Below are 21193 nucleotides of genomic sequence, written 5' to 3' on the forward strand. Positions count from 1 at the left end.
CTGTGCCGGAATGAGCATAAGACGCCCACCAACCTGAGAGTCTTTCCGCCGTTATCTGCCATCGGACAATAATGTATTCAGACCCGGATTCCCTATGATGCCTTTTTCCTCTCGGTCACGATCGTCATAGGCCGTTCCCAGTATCCGCATCATCGTGTTTTTCAGGAAAAGCCTGAAGTCCAGATCGATGGCGGCATAGGCGAGGGCAAGTCCCACATGGGCCATGAAGACGGGATTGAAATTCAGCTCCTCGAACTGATAGCCGATCATGATCCCGATTGCCGAATAGACGAAAAAGCCGACCTTGCGTTTCCGGAAAATTGCATAAAACAGCGCAAAGGCGCTCATCAAGCAAAATCCCAGGCCGGAAGCGTAGGCAGTGGCCATGAAGCCGTTATGGGGGGTGCCGATCTTCGCGATACGGACAAGCTCTTCATATCGAGCGGTAAATCCTATGCCCAAGGGATGCTGGAACATGACCTGAAAACCGCCGGTGATCGTCTCCCACCGCTCATGCAGGTTGTTGCTGCTATTGCTATCCTCGAAGAACCGTTTTGAAAAAACCTCTCCCGCAAAATCGAAAGCGCCGAGCGGCAGAACGGCGGCAATGACGAGGGCACACAAAGCAAAGCCGAGATAGGTGCTGAGCAGCATCTTGATCGAAAAATTCCGGATGTAGAAATAAAGCCCGATGGCGAGAACGGCAAACACGCCAGAGCGGTTGAGCGTGAGCGTGAAGCTAGCCAGATATATGAGCAAAAACACCGCAAACAGCGCGGGCCGTCTTTGCCGTTCCGCGACATAGGCGGCTGCCGCTCCGGCCAGCGCGAAGGCCGGTCCAGCCGTGTTGCCCACTGGCCAGATGCCGCCTGCCTTTTCGACGCGCAAAAGCAATGGGGTTATCTCACCTTTTGCCGCAAGCTCCAGGACGCCAGCCTCGTCGAACATGAAGGATAATCCGAGGGAGGCAAGCTGGTCATGGATGACGATGTCCAGGAAAAGCAGGATCGTCACCGCTATGAAGCCTGCAAATATGCCCCAGCAGAACAGTTCGAGGAGGTTTTCCCTGAACAGCATATAGGCAAAGAACAGAAAATAGACCGCATAAAAATAGGTCATCGCCGTCGTATAAAATTCGCCATCACCCCGCGCGTCGGCGAAGAGGGTGGTGAGGGCAAAAAGAACCGTCAGCGGCAGGAGGTAAAACAGGACGATGGAGGGCGTCAGGCAGCGAATGTAAAGTAGCGCTATGACGGGCAGCGTTATCAGCACCAGCATGTCGGTGATGTTGAGGAAACGTAGGCCAATATTGCTGGTCACAACATTGCATTGAATGAAGAAACCAATGGCAAAAACGAATGTCGCGAGAAAGACGCCGGGAATATTGATTATTTTTGAAGGATAAAGCGGCATTGCAAAAACAAAACCCGGTAAAGCGGGTTGGTGCGATGCCGCATCATTTGCTCGTCTTTTCATTGGCGGCCTTTATTTTTTATCGACGGATTTCAGCGGTCCCGTAGAGACAGCGCTACCGCGCGGCAATAAATACAATATGGTGACCATTAGTGGGCTTGATGACGTCGCCACGCAAGATATTTTATCGGTTTCTTCATGGGATCAGATTGCCTCTCGGCAAGTCTCCTTCGACAGCAATGACACGCTGAATGTAAACGGGTTCATTCGAGGCAGGGGCGCTGGTGCCGAATGCCGGAAGGATCCTGATGTAGAAATTATATCCGGACGGGCTGATATCGGCGTCGATGGGGATTTCATTGGCAACGGCCCACATCCAGCCGCTGTTGCCGGAGATACTGCCGCGCCCGAATTGCAGGGCGGAGCATGAGATCGTTCTGGTTGCGCCGCCGCTTTTGGCGACTAGGTTGATATATGGGAGACGTTGCTTTTCGTTGTTTTTGTAGAGCACGGCGAAAGAAATGGTCCTGCCAATCAACGATGCTGCTTCCGAATTGCGGAAATAACGTGTGAGTCTGGCTGCCTGGTTGCCATTTGCGTAGAGGGCAAGGCAACTGGCGAACGATGAGGAAAAGACAACCTCTGTGGTTTTGATGGCGGAGCCCGGCGCAATCAGGCCCCAACCCGTCGGAATGGCGCTGGACCAGTCGATGAAATCACCATTGCCGATGAGATTGGCGGCAACAAGCCGGGACCCTATATCGTTTGGATGGATATTATCCGGGTAAAGGGCGGTGTCTTTTCCTTTCGCCAGAAATGCGGCGTGCGTATCCACCAGCGTGAGGTTTGGATGTGCTCGGGCCAGCTCAAGGGTTGCCTGATAGACCTTGTCGTAACCGGTCCCCTCACGCCGGGGGTTCTGCGTGGTGATAAGCTGTGGTGTGCTGGTCATTGCCATTCGGTCATGCCCAGCGGACCGAGCAGGGTGGACCGGCCGGAACCGAGGATGCCACCCGGCACTTCGAAGGTCTGCATGTTATGGCCATGATGCATGATACACAGATCGGGCCGGGGAATTTTCAGCGCCGCGGCGCGCTGCTCTGCCAGCATATACCGCCATGCCGCCGGGCAGCGTTGCGAGATAGAGTGTCCGCGTTGCTCCCTTGCCGGTGCGCAGGGTGACTGGATCCGCATAGGCCTTCGGCCCGGTGGTGGCGTTCGTCTCCCATTCCGCGCAGCGGTATAGTATCACCTTCGCATCGTGCAGATCGCCGAGCATCATGGCAAATTGCTGAAACGGTCCCGCTTCGGCATGAGTGGTGCTGTCGCCGTTCACGAAGATCGTGGCGTTCCGACCGGCCTTCAGCAGGGCGCGCACGGGAGAAAGTGCGGAGGCCGAAAAGCCGGTGACGCCGATGCTCTGCGGGCGGATACCGAGCGTTACACCGATCATGCTGCCACCTCTTCCGTTCGCACCATATATATGCATAAGTTGTCTTTGAGCGGTGTCATCGTTCGTTCTCCAGGTCTGGCCGCAGGATAAGCCGGTCTCGAAGGGCGGGGAAAAGACACAGGCAGCGAAACGGCGAACAGTAAAGAAAACTGATCGCAGCTGAGTGTTCTCAGGTTTTGGCGTAAATATAAAAATAGAATATTTGACTTTTATATTTGTTGTTATTGAATTTTATTATGAATAAAGGTCTGAATTCTGGTAGTTTTATCTAGCAACGTGCAATTTTGTGCGGTTTCCGTTGAAAATATTTTCGTCGCGCTCCGACAGGTGATTTCTTGTTACGGGGCGGCCGCTCATTCCCGCAATCCAGTGCAGAGTCACCGCGCGCGGCTGCATTCGGCAGGGGAAATGCGATGACGTCGGCTCTTTTTGTCAGTCATACCGGAGAGAAGGGCGGTGCCGAGCTTTTCCTGGCGGACCTCGTCAAGGCTGGACCGCATTCCTGGCGTGCCTGTTTTCTCAGTGGCGGTGCCACCGCGGAAGATCTGGCGGAGGCGGGGCGGCCGCCGGTGATGTTGTCGGCCGGAGAGAAAATGCTGTCGATCCGCCGTAACTCGTCATTCGGCGCGCTGGCGCGCGGAGCGGCTGATGTCATGGCGGTTGCCTGGCAATTGAGCCGGGAAGCCAGACATTTTGATGTGATCTGTGCCAATTCGCAAAAGGCGCTTTTTGTCTGTGCTCTGGCGGCGAAGCTTAGCCGTCGGCCGCTCGTCTGGATATTGCATGACATCGTCACCGATCCGGCTTTCAGCGCCACCAACCGCCGGGCCTCGCTGGCATTTGCGCGTATTTTCGCCAGGCTGGTGGCGGTCAACTCCGAGGAGACGGGCCGGGCGTTCATCGAGGCCGGTGGCGAAGCGGATAAGGTTCGCATCGTTTACAACGGCTTCGACCCTGCAAAAGCAAAACTTCGTGACCCCGATGTGGCTGTGCGGCTGCGAGCGGAGCTTGGCCTTGGTCCGCAACCGCTTGTCGGCCTGTTTGGCCGTTTGAGCGAATGGAAAGGGCAGCATGTGTTTCTGGATGCTCTTGCCGCCATGGAGGGTGTGCAGGCCGTTATCGTTGGTGGCGCCCTTTTCGGACAAGAAGCCTATGAGGCGCGCATTCGCGAACAGGCGTCGCGTCTGGGGCTGGATGATCGCGTCCGCTTCCTTGGTTTCCGTTCGGATGTGCCGGAACTGATGGCGTCGATGGATGTGGTTGCCCATACCTCGATCGTTGCCGAACCCTTCGGCCGGGTCGTTGTCGAGGCGATGATGTGCGGCCGGCCGGTCGTCGCCACGCGTGGTGGTGGGGTTACTGAAATCATTCGTGACGGAGAAACGGGTCTTCTCGTGCCGCCGGGGGATGCAGCGGCGCTGGCGGCGGCGCTTGGTACGATCCTGTCTGATCCTGCTCTGGCGCAAAGGCTGGGACAAAGCGGGCGGGAGGATGTGAGCGACCGTTTCTCGCTGGAAGAGACATGTCGATCCGTCTCCGCATTGCTGACAGAGGCAGCGTAGTCTCGCCCCGTGGTTGACAGAAATAGCCAATGCCGGCAGGCGGAAGGGCCAGAATGCGCATTCTCGTAAACATGCCGAGCCAATATGGCGGCAAGGCCTCCGGTGTGGCGCGCGTGACCTTCAGCCTGCTGGAGCGGCTGCTTGAGCAGACGGCCGACGACTATATTCTGCGCTCGCCATGGACGAGGGAGCAACTGCCGAAAAGCCTACGTGACAGCCGGCTGGAGCTCATGGAGACGCCACGGCCGCGCATCATGGTTTTTGACGTGCTGCGTCAGGCCGCCATGCTGCCTGCGCTGTGCCGCCGGCATGGCATCGATGTGCTGTTTAATGTCGATCCATTTGGAAGTCCCCTGGGCGGCAAACGGCGCCTCACCCTCGTTCATGATCTCTATTTCAAGACCATTCCGGAGCAGATCGGCTGGCGGGCGACCCTGACGACCGATTTCATCTTCAGGCTGATGATGGCCGGCTCGAACCGGGTCGTCTGCGTGTCCGAGGCGACGCGGAAAGATCTGGCGCGCTTTTATCCCGCTGCTGCGGCCAAAAGCCTCACCATTTATTCCGACAGCACATTGAGTGTTGATCCCGATGCCGCTGATGCGGCGTCCCCTATCGCCGGTCGCTACATATTGGCGGTCGGAAACGCGACGTCGAACAAGAATTTCGCTCTTCTCGGCAAAGCCTTTGCCATGATCGGCAAAAAATGGCCGGACCTGCATATCGTGCATGTAGGTCGTGACGAGGCGGAGGAAATCGCCGACATGCTGGTTGATCCGGACCTGAAGGACCGGCTGATCCGGCTTTCGGGCATAGACGACCGCCAACTGGCCGAACTTTACCGCCACGCCGCCTGCCTTTGCGTCCCTTCCACCTATGAAGGGTTCTGCCTGCCGGTGCTGGAGGCGCAGCAACTTGGATGCCCGGTCGTGTGCTCCAATCGCTCCGCCACACCGGAGATCGCCGGCGAGGGGGCGCTGACGTTCGATCCAACCGACGCCCAAAGCCTTGTTGCGGCCCTCGAACGACTTTTGGAAAATCCCGAACTGGCAGGGAAGCTTCGCCAGGCGGGTTATGAAAACCGCAAATTATATTCGTGGCAGAAAGCGGCCGAAAGCTATGCACGGCTTTTTCAGGCTGAGGCCTGACGATTGGGATTCCGGTTGGAGAGGAAGAGGCGGCTTCCTGGCTCAACACCCGGCCTATGGTTGAGTGCCACTGCGCACATCCGAATAGAGCTTTTCGTAAGCTGCGACGACTACTTCAGGCGCGACGCCCTGACGAATTCGTTCCCGCGTTTCAGGCGTTTCGGTGAGCATGGCAGGATTGCGCATCGCTTCCGCCATGCGTGCGGCGAGTTCGGCGGCATTGCCCGGTGCGAAAAGACGTTCCTGTCTTTCCGGGCCGATCTGTTCGGCAACACCGGCGAGATTGGCGCCGATGACGGGCACGCCGCGCAGAATGGCTTCGGCGACGGTGCGGCCGAAGGCTTCCGGCCACAAAGGCGGGACAATGAGGCAGTCGATGCCGGCGAAGAAATTGTTAGCCTCGACATAACCCGGAAACTCGACCGGGAGCCCTGCTGCTTTTTGCTGATAAGCTTTGATACCATCGGGCGCCCGGCCCGCCATGACCAGTCGCCAGCCTTGTGAAGGCAGGAACCGTAAAGCCTCGATCAGCAGGTCCGCTCCTTTCGCCGCCTCGATACGTCCCAGATAACCGAAGACCAGCGGCGCTCCTGGCGCGCGGGCAGTGCGCGGTTTTGGCGCGTCCGGCGTTGAAATCGCGTTCCAGATCACGGTACGGCGGCTCTCAGGTACATGGGTGAAAAACCCGGCCCGCACATGGCGCTCGACGATATCGCGACCAACGCCGGCGACGGCGTCGACCGAACATTGGCAACGCCGGTGGAGATAGGAAAAGGCACGGCATTTTTTGCTGCTGCCATCACAGATATGCCCGTCATGAAACAGCGAACCATTGGTGCACATGCTGGTGAAATCATGCAGCGAGTGGACGAGGGGAATGCCGCGCTTGCGGATCATCGGCCAGATCAACGGTGTCAGTTCCGACAGCGAATGGGTATTGACCACATCCGGCCGGAACTCATCGATGACGCGCGCAAGCCGGCGAATGAGGCACGGGTCCAGTTGCACAGCGATTTTGTAATATTTCCGCTTCCATTCCGGTTGCTGGCGCCAGTCGCCGATAAAGAACGGCGTGGTATGCCCGAGGCGATGAATGGCAAAACCATCGCGTTCTTCCGGCATCTGTTGTTCACGGGAGATGGCGGCTACCGCGACGGTGTGACCTTTATCGGCAAGCCCACGCGCAAGGTCTTCCACGAATATTTCCGCACCGCCCACCCGGTCCGGAGAAAACAACGAGGTTATCTGCAATATCCGCATGCTCAAATTCCTGCGCTCATTCTGAAATCACGACGGCTGAAGATTGCCTCTGCCTTTTGCGCGCGTCGCGCTCCACCCCGGGCGGGTTCAGGCAAAGTGTGACGACGGGGGCGAGAAAAACCGCGTAAGCCATGGCGAAGCCGGGGATTTGCAGCGAAAAATCAAGGATCGAATGCAGCAGGACAAGTAGCAGCGCCGCAAGGCCGAGATGAGATGCATAACGATAATTCCTGCGCTTGCGGGCCCCGCGAATAAAAATTGTGAGTTGGACCAGCACGAAAAAAGCCACGTAGAACGGAAAAGCGGCGCCCAGCGTCAAAAGGCCCTCGGCATAGACATTGTGGGCATGGGTGACGACGGCGTCCACGCCACATCGCGCGGCATGATAGGGGGCATAGATTTCGGCGAAGCTCGAAAGACCCGATCCCAGCGGCCAACTGTCGGTGATGGCGCGCGCGATGCCGGGCATGTAGCAGAAGCGCATGTCATCCTCCAAACGCGTTTCCATGCGTATTGCCACCCGATTGGCGAAAAGCGCGAACAGGGCGATGGCGACAGCGATCACAAGTGCGGCGCGACGTCTCGACCCGCGCTGTTTTCGCCGGCTGGAAGCGCCGTTGCGACCGGTTTTCGGCGCGGAATTGAAAACGGTCAAAAGGATCAGGAAAATCAGTGCGGCGAGGCTGGAGGCTATTCCCGCACGTGATCCCGTCAGCATCAAAGCGATGAAGGAGAAGCCGGCGAGTACGCCGATAACGACCGACTTGCGTATCAGTTTTTTCTGATCGGCCGGCACGGTCAGGCGATTGGCGACAAGCGCTTTTACCATTCCCCAGTCAGGCGCCAGAAGGCTTTTGTGCAGCAGCGTGGCGAGGGTAAGAAGGATGAGGCCGAAGAAGGTCGCGGCGGTATTGCGGTTGACGAAGAGACCGGTCAGGCTGCCGAGATAGAAGCGTTTCTGGATGAAGCCGAGCGCGTCGGGAAAAAGCGCGAATTGCACGATCGAAAACAGCGCCAGCCAGCCGCCGGCGATTGCGAACCATCGCAGGGTTTTGGCGGCGCGTTCATCGGTGTCGAAAATCACCAGGCCGGTCATGAAGGCGCCGAAGGGCAGGGCTGCGCTCATGAGGCCGAGCCAGTCATCCGCGGGTGTGAGCGAAATGGTTGCGGCCGGCGCAAGCCGCGTGAACATGGCGGCGGTGGACCAAGCCGGGTTGGGACGCGCCATTGCGGGCATGGACGATATTTGCAGCAGCATCTGCACGATGAGCGCGCCCAACAGAAAGCAGGCGGCAAGAAGCACCTTGCCCGCACCGGCCTTGGGCGGTCCGAACAGAAGGATCGCCGGTACCAGCAGCAGATAGATGGCAGCCGTGACAACGATGCGGCTTTCGATGTCCGTGGCACCCTGATTGAGCAGCGCCAGCAGAAAAATGGCCCAGAATGCGACGATCGCGACCGGCCGGGCATAGTTCTGAAATGCCATCGATTGCGGCTGCGAGGAAAAGACTGGTTCTGATCTGGCTTCGTTGAGCGACATTCTGGCGGCTTTACCGGTACATTTGGTGGTGGCTGAACCCCAAAGAGGGGCGGGGCTTTGCCCTTTCACCGTGTGGGATCATGGCAGCGTCGTCGGGCGTTTCGTGCCGCTCTGCGGCGGCTTCGGGCAGACAGCGGCGAGGGTCCATCGCAGGATTTCCCCTTCCTTGCCGCAGACAACAACCGTGTCCGCATCGCGCGCCGCTACGGCTTGGGGCAATGCATCTCTCTGAAATTTTTGCCACATCACGAAACGTCCGCGGATGAGATTGGCATCGGCGGGTCCATAAAGCTGAGAAAAATTCATCAGTACGGCGACTTCCATGGGCGAGGCGTTGCGCAGGGAACGGACCATGGCAAGACGCAGCCAGACATCGCCATTTGCGGGCAGGCAAAAAAGTGAATGGCGAATAAAGGTCTCGGCAAAATCAAGCCGCGCCATGCCGGAAGCAGATGCTGGATCGGCACCATTTGCATCGAGATCGGCGAGGATGAGCCGCAGCCCGGCCTTGACGATATCCGACCGGCAGATTTTTTCTGTGACGACAGAGCTGAGTTCAGGGACCGTTGCGGCAAGGAGAGCCGGTGCAAGGCCGTTATTGTCGTCGGCGATTTTCGCCATTGCGACAATGTCGGAGAAGCGCCGGCTTTGCGAAAATGCCTCAGCCGCGACGGACAGGACAAAAACGGAAATGACGAGGACTGGCGCGACCGCGAGGATTTTCCGCAGGCGCATCACGCCGTCACGCCTAGTCATGGTAATATCGCGTGTAGCGCGAATGATAATATTCGCTGGAACCATAGGCGCGATAGAGCTTCAGCTTTTCGGTGTCCACCTTGTTGAGGATGACGCCGAGACATTTCTTGCGGATGTGGACCTCGTTCTCCACGGTGTTGCGTACCGCCCTGCGTGCGGTTTTGCCCCATTCCGTAACGAAGATGAAACCGTCAATCCGTCCCGCCATCGCACGGGCATCCACCACCGGCCCGAGCGGCGGCAGGTCGACGATGATGTAGTCGAAAGCGCTGCTCGCTTCGGCCAGCAGCTTGTGCATTTGCGCCGAAGTCAAAAGTTCGGAGGAATGAGGCACGCGCTGTTTGACCACCGTGGGCAGGAAAGCAAGGTAGGTCTTTTCGTCGCGAAGCAGCACATCCTGCACGCTGCGACCTTCCAGCAAGACTTCGAGCAGGCCTTCTGCGGCGTGACGCGCCATGGCGCGCGTGGCGCCGGGATTGCGGATATCCGCATCCAGCAACAGAACCCGCGCACCCTGTCCGGCCAGCAACTGGGCGAGATTGATCGAGATCGTCGATTTTCCTTCGCTCGGCAAGGACGAGACAACGCCGACAATCCGCGCGCCGGTCTTGGCGGGAATGCCGAGATCAATGGCCAGTCTGGTGCTGCGCAGCGTTTCCGCAAAGGAGGAAAGCGGATGATCGACCGCATATCGGGCGACGCTGGTGGGGCGCGTCAGGCCGGGATGGCCGTTTTCCTGAGCCTCTGTCGTGGGCTGGTTCGGGATGAGCGGGGTGTTGCCGAGGAACTCCAGCCCGAGCACATCGCGAACCTGGTCGCCGGTGCGGAAAAACCGATCGCGGAATTCGCGGAAAATCGCGATGCCGCCGCCGGCCGCTGCGCCCATGACCATAAACAGAACCAGAATCATTGGCTTGTTTGGTTTGCTTGGCATGTAGGGCGGCATCGCCTTGGAAATCACACGCGCTTCCGTCACGGGGAAGGATTGCTGCTGCATCGCTTCCTGATAACGCTGCAGGAAGGTCTGATACATGTTCTTGTAGGTTTCAGCCTCGCGCTGTAATTCGCGCATCTGAACCTGTGTTTCGCTGGCGGAATTGCTGATATCGGTTGCTTTGGCGACGCTCTCGGCAAGCGATTTTTCCTTCGCCTCCGAAACCTCGAGATCACTTTTGTAACTCTGTGCAATGCGGCTGATTTCCTGGAACATCAACCGCCGGTATTCCTGCATTTCATTGCGCAGTCGCACGGCCTGAATATGGCTGCTGCCGAGCCGTCTGGTGATCTCCGTCTCTAGCTTCGAGGATTCCAGGTATTTCTTGCGCAGATCGTTTGCGACGGAACTGTCGAGAATATCGGTAACGACAGCATCGACATCGTCGGTTGCGAGAATGTGCTCGATACGCTGCACCCGCGCCCGCGCCTTTGCCGTTTCCGACTGGGCCAGAATAAGGGCGCTGTTGGATTCGGCCAGCTGCTGATCGGAAAGCAGGCCGTTATTACCGGTCGTGATCAGATTATGTTCGGCCCGAAATTTCTGCACGGCAAGATCGGTGTCGAGTGCGCGCTGGCGTAACTCGGCAATACGGTCGGACAGCCAGTCGCTGGCCCGCCGCGTCGCTTCATATTTGGAGTTCAGCTTATCCAGCAGATAGGCCGATGCCACCGCATTGACGATCTGCGCGGCAAGAACCGGCGATGTCGAGTTGTAGGTGAGTTCCAGCGCGTAGGTGCGGCCGATGCGCTTGACACTGAGGTCGTTGAGCAGGCGATCCGACAGGGATCGCTTCAGCGTTCCATCGTCGATGACAGCTTCTTTTTTCGTCGGCGAGAACCATTGCGATACGTTGACGAGCGAGCGGATCGTGCCGAAAATCGAGCTCAGAAGCGAGGCGCGTGTTGCCCTGAATTCCTGGTTTTCCGTGAGTTTGAGACTGTCGACGACGGCAAGCCCGATGGTTTCCGATTGCAGCACCTCGACCTGGCTGAGAATGGAGGCCTCGTCCTCCACAACGCCACCGATCGTCGAAAGTTGTTCGACAATCTGGCTATTGTTGCGGTCGATCAACAGGGTGGCCGTGGCCGAATAGATCGGAACGGCCGTCGCGGCAAAGGCGAGGCCGATTGCCCCGGCCACCGCGATTGCGGCAAGCACGACGCGCCACTGCCGGCGGATAATCGCAAGCGCGGCATCGATGTCGATAAACTCGGCCGTGAGACCGCTTTTATCGTAATCGGACATTGTGAGGGGATCGTGCCTTTGCAACAACTGTCAGCCTCGCTCATTTCGGCGGGCGCAGGGCCCACCAAGTCACGGTTGCATCACAGAACGGGTGGCAGCCTTCCCATTTCGGAAAGGCAACTAAGCCAAACTCAAACGGGACTTGTGCTGACCGGCGTGGTGGTATTGCCGGTCGAGAAGAAGTTATTGATTGTAGTGAAATTATTGGTCGTGGTGGATGGGGATGTGCCACCACCGCTGGTCGTTCCACCAACGCTACCGCCGCCACCTACTGGGGCGGCGCCACCACCCGCCTGGGCGGTGCCACCTTCTGTACCCGCGGTTCCCGAACCGCCGATGCTGTTGGCGCTGGCCGGTGAGGAACCGGCGCCGCCGATCGGCGATGCTGCGGCAGGCGCTGCGGCCGCTGCCGCCGGCCCGGCTGCCGTTCCCTGGATATTTTCGCTAAAGGCAATCAAGAGATCGGAAGGCACGCCGGGGCCTTTTGTCTGCAGCTGGATGGCGGCTGCAAGGATCGTGTTGCCGTTGCGCATCGCGGTGGCATGGGCAAGCGCCAGGCCTTCGCCGACAACTTCGGAGAAGTCCTTGTTGCCGACCTTCTGGGCCAGTGCGACGACGGTGGGCAGCTGGCCGGAATCGCTGAGGATCAGGGCGGAAAGCTGTTCGGAGAACTGTGCCGCGTTGGTGGAGACGGCGATGATCGGAAAACCGCTCGTCACTTTTCCGGTGATGTCTGCCGTTGCCGCATCCGTGCTGGACGCGATGGTGACAAGATCTTTGACGATTGCCTGCGTCGGAGACTGCTTGAACAGTTCCGCAGCGCTGATGGAAACGCTGTCCGGATTGGTGGTGTTGACGCGGGCCAGAAATGCAGCGGTTGATTCATCGGCTGCCTTGACGGGTGCGCCTGTAGCAGCGCTCTCCACCGCAGGTGTCTGCTGCGGGGCGGCCGGCGGAAGGGTTTCCACGGTCTGTGCGTTGGCGACTGAGGAAAAAACACCAAGGCTGGCGACGAACATCGCACCAACGAGCATCGAGCCGTTATGAATGCGGGGCATCCAACTCTCCAAATCTTTAAAATACGACTTTAAATACATCCAATGCTGAATATGGTTATCCAACATCTAAAATTTCTTTTTAAATCGCACAGCGCAAGCAAAGGATCAAGCGCTAAAATAAGACCGCGGCGGAAACCCTCAGCTATTGTTAACGGCCCGCCCCGCGCCTGTCTTGCGTTCTTCAGGACACGACGACTTTTCGTGGTGATGTTATTAGTCTGTCACGAAGCCAGAGATTGGCCGGTGTTTCGACGAAGACGTGGAATGCGTGGGCGATGGCGACTGTGCTGATGACGATGACGAGATAGACGAGGTTGCTCCATTCCGGCGGGAAGGTGACGCCGCCGAGCACGGTTTTGAAGCCCCTGAAAATAAACGGGTGCAACAGATAAAGCGCGTAGGACGAATCGCCGAGCTTTGCCAGCGGCTGTGCGAAGCGGGGCAGAGAGATATTTCGCGTCAGGGTAGCAGCCGCCATCAGCAGGATGGCGCCGCCACCGAAGATCAGCAGTCGCGAAAACGAATAACATCCGGGATTGCACTGGAAGCCGATGCTGTTCAGATCCGTCAGCATCCAGATCGCGAGGCCGCATAGGGCCATGGCAATGCCGAGCAGGGGCGGCAGGCGCACGCCCCGCAGGAAAAGCGTGGCGATCAGCATTCCCGCGACGAATTCGAGAATGATCGGCTGAAACCAGAAACTGAAGGGCAGGGCGAGATCGACACTAGAGCCGATCAGTACGGCCACCAGCAGCACGCCGGCTGTCGTGAAGACGGCGTGCTCCAGCGGCAGGAATATGAACACTGCGAAAACGAGATAAAAAAACATCTCGTAATTCAGGGTCCAGCCCAGATCGATCAGCGGAAACGGATAGGCGTCGCCAAAACCCATGCTGTCATAAGGAATGAAAAGATAGGAGGTCACGATCGCTTGCAGAGTTGGAAACGCCTTCATTCCCACGAAGGCGGTTCCTGCCAAGGCGATGAGCTTGAGAGTGAGCACAAACCAATAAAGAGGAACGATGCGGATAAATCGGCGTAAGAGGAAAGCGCGGCACCCGCCGCTAGCTGCAAAATATGGCTGTGATGCATACACGATGACGAAACCGGAGATGACAAAAAAAAGATCGACGCCGGCGCCAAATCGCAACATCTGTATCGGTAACGGCGTGAAACTCCAGTTTGCTTGCGCATGCAATGCGACGATCATGAGGGCCGCCACGGCGCGCATTACCTGAAGAACATCAAGACGCTGCGCCCCGGTTGCGGGCGCTTTCGTAAAGTTTTTCATCATCGTCAATCTATAAAAATAAAGATATATTTGGTAATATATTGCACCCGCTTTCGCGGAGCCGAAGTTCATTATTCGGTCAAGCTAACACGCCACAGGCGGGCGCGATACACACAATTTTGCGATGCGGCATTTCCTCCGCACCATTCAGAAAACTTCCAGAACCGTGAGCTGATCGCTGACAGAAAGCCGGTATTGTCCACCCTCCGGTGCAATCGTCTGCTGGCTCACCGAACCGTCATCAAGGAAGCGGTGTGCGACAACGCGGCTATGCTGGCCGGCCACTGAAAATGCTGCAACCCGTTCCGCAGGCGGGTTTTCGATCCGGGCGGGCCATTGCCAGCCTGAAACGGCAAGCCAGACCGGCACGAGCAAAGCGCCATCCCGCCTCGTGAGGGGCATGGACAGTCTTTGGGCGTCGGCATCGAGAAAGGCAACCTCTCGTTCCACAGATGTGGTCTGGCGGTTTGCCTTGCAGAGCGAAAGAAGGCCACGAACGGCCTCATAAGCAGGGGTGCGGCTCAGGTCATGACGCAGGAGGCCGAAGGAGGATTCCGGGTTCGTCGCATCGGCGGCGAAGCTTGAAACCAGTTCATAAATATAAGACCGGCGGATGCCGCTGATGAAACTCCAGAGCAGCATGCGCGGCATGTACCGCGCCTTGATGCCTTCGGTAACGGGAAAATGGAAGGTCTTCGTCTGCAGCGAGGTGTGGTAGCCCATTTCCGTGGCCAGCACCGGCTTGCCGGCCGCTATATGCGCCGAGGCGGCGATGGATTTGGAGAGTGCACCCGGACCGGTGGTTTCGGGATGTTCCATCCCGGCATAGGGATGAATATTGCCATAGTCGCAGGCATCCTTCAGATCCAATGCCAGTGCTCTGTGCGTCAAGACATAGCTTGGTGCTGCGACGGGCACTGCGCTGAGTTGCGGATTCGAATGGACTGCGTTGTAAAGGGCCGCCTGATGCTCTGCCGAAATGGGCGGGGCATTTTGCGGATCCTTCGTCAGGTTCGGTTCATTGCTGCCCTCGAAAATATTGATCCCTCCGTCACACCAGGCGTAAAAATCCGCGAGCCTGTCGAGCGGCGTCGAGACATAGGGGTTGAGATTGTCGTAACAGATGATGGTAAGGCGAATATTCGATGCCACGATCCGGCGCAGCCTCTGGAAGACCGGACTGTTGCGTTTGTCTTTCGGCGTAATAAGGCCGTCATCCCGAAGATGCTGCACGCCCAGTGCTTCGAACTCCGGCATGATCCGTTCGAACTGTTCCGTATAGACCCCGTTGGGGCGGGTGAAGTGGCCGCATACGCCAACACTGTTCAGAAAGGCGTCGGTGGTGGCGGATGCAACCGTCTGGGCCCTCGCGGAAACGGCCCGCAGACCCGAGGCGGCGACCAATGCAAGGGGGGCGGCTGAAAGCAGGCTGCGCCGTGTCAGGCTGCCCAGGGCGATCGGCTGTTTTCCATTCATAGGCGTCTCCCGACTGGCACGGAAAAAATACGGGGCAGGCATCATCCGATCGACATAGCCGTCTCAATGGCAATGACGCCACCTCACATGTCGATATCAGAATGTGCTTGATGTTTCTGGCGTCTGCAGACGCTCCAAAATCCATGTCTTTGAAATAAAATAAATATTATCGATCAGAATAGCATTATCGACGATGATGAAGCCTATTGCTTCCCTTCGCCGACATTTAAAACCGTTAAAAACGGTAACACGGGAGAGGTTCTTTTCGCAACACCGCATGACTTTTACCGCGCCGCGAAAAAAATCACTTGAAATGCCGCCGGTTCCCGTGCTTTTTGAAAAGTAGATTTTGGTAATTCATATTTTCAAACATTAGATCCGCTCCGGTTCCTGTATTTTTTACGGATATCTCACTGGTCTCCAGCATTACGGGGAGACAAACGAGCCGGGATGGACGCCATACATTTTCGATGAAGGAAAATAGAGCGTATCCGCATGAAAATTCTCCATCTTAGCAGCCTTTATCCGCCGCATATCGTTGGTGGATGCGAACGCTCGGTCGAACATCTCGCCGAGGAACTCGTTTCCATGGGCCACACGGTCGGCGCCGCCTGTATCGAGCGGCAGGCCGAGCCGAAAACGGTGCGCAATGGCGTCACCGTTTACCGCATGTTCCATAACAATGATTTCTGGCTTGAGGACTGGCCGCAATATTCGCCGCAGCAGCGGCGTATGCAGAAGCTCAAGCAGCAGTGGAATTTCGACGTCGAAAAGCAGTTCGAGGCCGTTCTCGACGATTTCAAGCCTGATGTTCTCAATACCCATTCGCTGCTGGATGTGACGACGCTGGTGTGGCGGGCGGCGCAAAAGCGCGGTATTCCGATTGTTCATACAATCTGCGAATATGATCTTCTCTGCGGCAATGCCGCCATGTTTAAGGGCGGCAAGCCCTGCGAGCATATCCATCTCGGCTGTCAGGTGGTGAATTTCTTCAAGAAATTCACGCAGCGTTCCATCAGCGCGGTGGCAAGCGTGGGCACCGAAATCCTCAAGACACATGTCAATCACGGGCTTTTCCATCACATTCCGGAAAGCCTGCGCCGCGTCATCTTTTATTCCTGCACGGTTCCGGGCGGCGACCCTGTCGCACGCCGGCAGATCGACCGCACAGGCCGGCCGCTGACCTTCGGTTACATCGGCCGTATCAACACCGAAAAAGGCGTCGGCAACATGGTCGATGCTTTCAAGGAAATCGGCCACGGCAACTGGCGCTGTCTGGTCGCCGGCCATGCCATGGATGATTCCATCGAGCGTTTCACGGCTCAGGCCGGCGATCTGCCGATCGAATTCGTCGGCTGGGCAAAGCCGAAGGAGTTTTTCGAAAAGATCGATGTGCTTATCGTCCCTTCCTTCTGGGCCGAGCCTTCGCCGCGCACCATCTACGAGGCCTATGCCATGGGCGTGCCCGTCATCGGTGCGGCTTCGGGTGGTATTCCCGAACTGATAGGCGAGACGAACCATGACTGGCTGTTCGAGCCGGGCAACGTTGCCGAGCTTGCGGACCGTATCCGCCGTGTTTTGACGCTGTCGCGCGAGGAGCTGCCGACGGAGGCCGATTTCGGAAACATCGTTGAGGAATCGACCTCGCGGCGCGTCGGCGAAAATTACGTGAAACTTTATGAGGACGTGCTGGCGAAAAGCAGGGAAGGCCGAACCTTACGCGCATCCTAGACCGGCAACGGACCCGGTCCGTTGCAAGCGTTTCTTCCAAGGAGAAAGCACATGGTAGAAGGCAATATCGGCGCCGTCCGTTTCCCCATGCCGGACTTCGGTCGTGTTTCTGCCGCTGAAGTCGTCGCCCTGCCGCGACCGGCCTTTCAGGCGGTGGGTTGATGGCGGAGCAACATTCGATAGGCAACGCTGCCCTAACTGGCGTTTTCTGGTCCATCGTCCAGAACTGGGGCGGCAAGCTTTTCACCTCCATCCTCTTCATCGTCCTTGCCCGTTTCCTCAGCCCCACCGATTACGGCATGGTCGCGACCGCCGGGCTGGTGCTGATGCTGATCCAGATGATATCTGAATTCGGCTTCGGTGATGCGATCGTGCAGAAGCGCGATCTGGAGCCTAGTGACGTCAACCTGCCATTTTACGCCTCGGTTGCGGTTGCGACGCTGCTGGCCATAACCGTCTGCGTATTTTCGTCGGAACTGGAACGCTGGTTCGAGGTCGAGGGGCTGGCGCCGATCATCGTGGCGATCTGCATATTGCTGCCGCTGAACACGGCTTCGCTGTTTCAGGAAGTGAATTATCGCCGCGCACTCGCTTTCAAACCGCTGGCGATCCGAACCTTCATTTCGAACATCGTTGGTGGCGGCGTGGCGATTGCTTTCGCAATCATGGGCCTGGGTGTGTGGAGCCTAGTGGTTCAGACCTATGTCGCAACCACCGTCACGCTGATCTGGCTCTGGCGAAAACCACATTGGCTGCCAGGCACCACGCTCAATCTCCGCAGCTTTATCCAACTGTTTCGCTTCGGCTCATCGGCGTTGAGCTTACGCAGCGTCGAGTTTGCTTCGACCCGACTGATCGATTTTATCATTCTAGGACGTTACGGCGTGGCGGCTTTCGGGCTCTACACCGTAGGCAGCCGGCTTTATCAAATTCTTATGCAGTTGCTTCAGTCGGCTCTGTATGATGTCTCGCTTACAGTGCTTTCCCGCATATCGCATGAGCGTGAGCGCATGGCGGAACTTTACAAACAGTTGATTGGGATATCAGCCATTGTCTCCACCCCTGCATTCGTGCTCTTCGCCGCGTTAGCGCCAGAGATTTGCCGCGTCCTCTTCGGACTGGCGTGGCAGGGGGCGGATGAGATTGCGCGACCGCTGCTGGTGCTTGGGGCCTTGCAATGCGTGCAGTTTCAAAACGGTCCGTTTCTTTCCGCGCGCGGCAGCCCGAATAAGGTGTTGATAGCCGGCACAGTCAAGTCGGTTTCGACGATCCTCATGATCCTCCTTATCCCGACACACAGTATCGGCGAACTCGTCGTGATCTATGTCCTGGGGCAACTCGCCTCCACGCCCTTCACGTTTTTTTATGTCTCTCGGGAACTGAATGTTCCGCTTCGTCGAATAATTCTCCTGCTTCTGCCGAGTTTCGTCTCAAATGGTGTCAGTTTTTTCGTGGTGGAGTTGATGCGCCCCGAAGTCGCGAGCTTTGGCCTCGGCGATTTTATGGCGGGCCTGATGCTCGGATTCATCTTCGTCGTTACATATTTTTCGCTCATGGCGCTTGTGGCGCGCAGGCAGGCTCAGGCGGCCCTTCTGTTCGTGACCAGCAAGATGCTCCCACGAAAGGAAGCGAATGCGTAAGCTTATAAAAAAGATACTTCCAGCTCCACTGCATCGCGAATGGGTGAGGTTCAACGAAGGCCGCAACGAAGAGATTGCAATTCGCCGTTTCTTTGATGCTTTGCAGCAGCGGAAACGCGATATAAAAATTGAAAGCGGTGGGGAACACCTAAATCGGATATTGATCGTAGCCTGCGATCCTTTTTCCGTTTTCGGCTCGATTGGTGATGATGCCATGATTACCGCGACTGTCCAACATGCGCGCGAAAGGAACCCCGATGTTGATATCGATGTCCTTCTCGAGGGCACTCATGCTTCGGAACTTGTGCGGCAGAGAGGATTCAATCCCGTCGATATCTTTGGAGACGTCGATTTTATCGCAGCGCTTTGCAATCAGTTCGAGGCAAGGCGGTATGATTGCGTCGTCGTGATTGGGGCCGATGTGATGGATGGCTATTATCATCCATTGGTTACGGCAAAACTTTTGGCAAGTGCCGACTTGGCAGCCGCCGTCGGTATAAAAAATGTCATCCTCGGTTTCAGTTTCAATGAAACGCCACATCCTTCTTTAGCGCTGTTTTACAGCGCGCTTCATCCAGGTGTGTCGATCAATGTGCGTGACCCGGTTTCATTCGGTCGCCTGAAATTGTTTGCAAAAACGAATGCTGCGCTGGTTGCCGATTCGGCCTTTAGTCTGATTGCATCTGAGGCCGATGCGGATACCAGGTCCTGGATCGCGCGAAAGCGCGCTGAAGGATACAGGGTGATGGGTTTTAACCTGCATCCCATGCTGTTCAAGAATGCGGATCGCAGTCAAATTGAAACGATCATCAAGCGCGGTGCGGAGGCGCTTCGGTACGTGGCTGACGCGCGGCCGGTTTGCTGGCTGCTTATTCCACATGATTACCGGGACGGTTTTGGCGATCAGTCTTGTCTTCAGGCGATTGCGGACCTGGTGCTCCCTTCACTTGAGGATAGGGTTAGATATCTGGAAGGAGAGTGGCCGGCGACTGTTCTCAAGGGGGTCGCAGGACAGCTTGATGGAATTGTCAGCGGTAGAATGCATCTTGCTATAGCAGGACTTGGCAAAGGTGTTCCTGTCATATGCATTGCTTACCAAGGAAAATTCGAAGGACTATATCAGCATTTTTCTCTGTCTTCCTCAGACCTGCTGTCCCCCTCGACTTTTTATACGGATGAGGGCCTCAGGAATGCTTTGATGGAATTCGTTGACAAGGTGGACGAGCGTCGCGAACAGGTACGAACGAAATTGCCGGACGTCCTCCGTATGTCGAAAAGCAATTTTCAGGTCTTCGAGACCTTTTCAAAAACTACTCGATCAGTCACATGAAAATTGCTTTCGTCTCAGCCATTCCGGCGGTTCCCGCGTCCGAAGGCAATCGTAGCCGTATTCTGCAGCTGACACGCGCTGTTCGTAGCCTCGGTCACGAGGTTCATTTCGTCTATATCGATACGCCGATGGTGCTCGATTTTGATTCCGCTGCCCATGAGGCGGAATTCGGGCCCCAATACGTGCATTTCGTCTCCCGTCAGCGGGGCGGTCTTAAATCTCGCGTTGATCAAGATATGAGCCTCGAATTTGGATTTACCGCCTTTCGGGCGGTCCGAAAAGTCCACCGGCTTCTCGGCCTCGATAGCGGTTTCTACAATTATCTCGACGAGTTCTATTACCCGGAAATCGGCCGGCAGGTGCGGGATATTCAGCGCCAGCTTGGCATTGATGCCGTCATTGTCGAATATGCCTTTCATTCGCGGGCATTTCTGGGTTTGCCGGATGAGGTGCTGCGTATTCTCGACACCCACGATTCCTTCGCGGACCGACATAAGGCCTTCATCAACACCGCCAACAAATACGGCTATTGGTTTTCGGTTCCGCCGAAGATGGAATGCAAGGCTTTCCGCCGTGCGGATGTGGTGATCGCCATCCAGGAAGAGGAGGAGCGGACGTTCAGGCAGCGGCTGGGCAAAGAGCCACCGGCTGTTGCAACCGTCAGCCATATTCTCGATCTTGACGGAAGAGTGGAAGACCTCAGTTCGAGCGACTTCCTGTTTCTTGGTTCCAGCAATGACGCCAACATCATTTCCCTGACGGGCTTCCTTGACAACGTGCTGCCGATCGTCAGGGCGACACGGCCGGATATTCGCCTGGTCGTGGCTGGCAGTATATGTGGCAAGATCGGGGATAGGGAGGGTGTTGTCAAACTCGGCCGTGTCGATCATCTGAAGGACGCCTTCACCCGTGCGCCTCTTTCGATCAATCCCATCACGCTTGGAACGGGTATCAACATAAAATTGCTCGACGCTCTCGCCGCAGGGGTTCCCACGATCAGCACCCGGACAGGCGCGAGGGGACTTTCGGACCGATACCAGCGCGGCGTGGTCATTGTCGGCGATGACGACCATCAGGCTTTCGCCGATGCGATCCTGCAGCTGGCCGCGAGCCGGGATCAACGGCAGGAACTGGGAAACAAGGCCTTCGAGGACGCCATTGAGTGGAATCGTCGGCAGATGGCGGTCCTTGATGATATTCTGACCGGCAGGAAGCCCGGATAAGGTATGAGTTTTCCCGTTGGACGTCGTCCCCGCCGAGGGGACTGATAATCGGTGATGCCATGACGGGCGC

The 21193-nt window shown here is 57.1% G+C and carries 14 protein-coding genes and 1 pseudogene; 6 read left to right on the forward strand and 9 right to left on the reverse strand.

The window, feature by feature from the left end; all coding sequences use genetic code 11:
* Positions 1–51: 51 nt before the first annotated feature.
* Positions 52–1476: an O-antigen ligase family protein gene (locus GSF67_RS20645; protein ID WP_006315612.1), complete on the reverse strand. Its 1425-nt coding sequence runs from the start codon at positions 1474–1476 to the stop codon at positions 52–54.
* 133 nt (positions 1477–1609) lie between these two features.
* A pseudogene (locus tag GSF67_RS20650) lies at positions 1610–2866 on the reverse strand (SGNH/GDSL hydrolase family protein).
* A 413-nt stretch (positions 2867–3279) separates the two neighbouring features.
* Here GSF67_RS20650 and GSF67_RS20655 point away from each other — a divergent pair.
* Both GSF67_RS20655 and GSF67_RS20660 read left to right on the forward strand, forming a co-directional pair.
* A complete protein-coding gene (locus GSF67_RS20655) occupies positions 3280–4428 on the forward strand; it encodes a glycosyltransferase family 4 protein (RefSeq protein ID WP_006315618.1) in 1149 nt (382 codons plus the stop codon).
* Positions 4429–4481: 53 nt separating this feature from the next.
* Positions 4482–5576: a glycosyltransferase family 1 protein gene (locus GSF67_RS20660; RefSeq protein ID WP_006315620.1), complete on the forward strand. Its 1095-nt coding sequence runs from the start codon at positions 4482–4484 to the stop codon at positions 5574–5576.
* Between the two features lie 54 nt (positions 5577–5630).
* Here GSF67_RS20660 and GSF67_RS20665 read toward each other — a convergent pair whose 3' ends face one another.
* The 7 genes from GSF67_RS20665 to GSF67_RS20695 all read right to left on the reverse strand — a co-directional run bounded on the left by GSF67_RS20665 (position 5631) and on the right by GSF67_RS20695 (position 15199).
* The gene (locus GSF67_RS20665; RefSeq protein WP_006315622.1) at positions 5631–6836 is read right to left on the reverse strand and encodes a glycosyltransferase family 4 protein; all 1206 of its coding nucleotides are present in this window, start codon (positions 6834–6836) and stop codon (positions 5631–5633) included.
* Positions 6837–6852: 16 nt separating this feature from the next.
* Positions 6853–8376: an O-antigen ligase family protein gene (locus GSF67_RS20670; RefSeq protein WP_006315626.1), complete on the reverse strand. Its 1524-nt coding sequence runs from the start codon at positions 8374–8376 to the stop codon at positions 6853–6855.
* A 78-nt stretch (positions 8377–8454) separates the two neighbouring features.
* Positions 8455–9132, reverse strand: a complete 678-nt coding sequence (locus tag GSF67_RS20675; RefSeq protein WP_244399898.1) for a hypothetical protein — start codon at positions 9130–9132, stop codon at positions 8455–8457.
* Positions 9125–11374 (reverse strand): polysaccharide biosynthesis tyrosine autokinase, encoded by a 2250-nt coding sequence (locus tag GSF67_RS20680; RefSeq protein ID WP_006315642.1) that lies wholly within the window; start codon positions 11372–11374, stop codon positions 9125–9127. The genes GSF67_RS20675 and GSF67_RS20680 overlap by 8 nt, the downstream gene beginning before the upstream one ends.
* Before the next feature lie 131 nt (positions 11375–11505).
* Positions 11506–12432: a hypothetical protein gene (locus GSF67_RS20685; RefSeq protein ID WP_006315643.1), complete on the reverse strand. Its 927-nt coding sequence runs from the start codon at positions 12430–12432 to the stop codon at positions 11506–11508.
* Between the two features lie 181 nt (positions 12433–12613).
* Complete coding sequence (locus GSF67_RS20690) at positions 12614–13726, reverse strand: acyltransferase (RefSeq protein WP_035216475.1); 1113 nt, start codon at positions 13724–13726, stop codon at positions 12614–12616.
* Between the two features lie 144 nt (positions 13727–13870).
* Positions 13871–15199 carry a hypothetical protein gene (locus tag GSF67_RS20695; protein ID WP_006315645.1) on the reverse strand — a complete coding sequence of 443 codons (1329 nt, stop codon included), beginning with the start codon at positions 15197–15199 and terminating at the stop codon, positions 13871–13873.
* A gap of 495 nt (positions 15200–15694) precedes the next feature.
* On the opposite strand from GSF67_RS20695, the gene GSF67_RS20700 reads away from it, so the two are divergent.
* From GSF67_RS20700 to GSF67_RS20715, 4 genes are all read left to right on the forward strand, one after another.
* The gene (locus GSF67_RS20700) at positions 15695–16930 is read left to right on the forward strand and encodes a glycosyltransferase family 4 protein (RefSeq protein ID WP_006315647.1); all 1236 of its coding nucleotides are present in this window, start codon (positions 15695–15697) and stop codon (positions 16928–16930) included.
* A gap of 161 nt (positions 16931–17091) precedes the next feature.
* Positions 17092–18570 carry a lipopolysaccharide biosynthesis protein gene (locus tag GSF67_RS20705; protein ID WP_006315649.1) on the forward strand — a complete coding sequence of 493 codons (1479 nt, stop codon included), beginning with the start codon at positions 17092–17094 and terminating at the stop codon, positions 18568–18570.
* Entirely contained in the window at positions 18563–19900 is a 1338-nt protein-coding gene (locus tag GSF67_RS20710) for a polysaccharide pyruvyl transferase family protein (protein ID WP_176072079.1), read from the forward strand. Before GSF67_RS20705 ends, GSF67_RS20710 begins: the two co-directional genes overlap by 8 nt.
* Positions 19897–21123: a glycosyltransferase family 4 protein gene (locus GSF67_RS20715; RefSeq protein WP_006315652.1), complete on the forward strand. Its 1227-nt coding sequence runs from the start codon at positions 19897–19899 to the stop codon at positions 21121–21123. Before GSF67_RS20710 ends, GSF67_RS20715 begins: the two co-directional genes overlap by 4 nt.
* Positions 21124–21193 lie beyond the last annotated feature (70 nt).

The sequence above is a fragment of the Agrobacterium sp. CGMCC 11546 genome (genome assembly GCF_013365515.1).
Lineage (GTDB): Bacteria > Pseudomonadota > Alphaproteobacteria > Rhizobiales > Rhizobiaceae > Agrobacterium > Agrobacterium fabrum.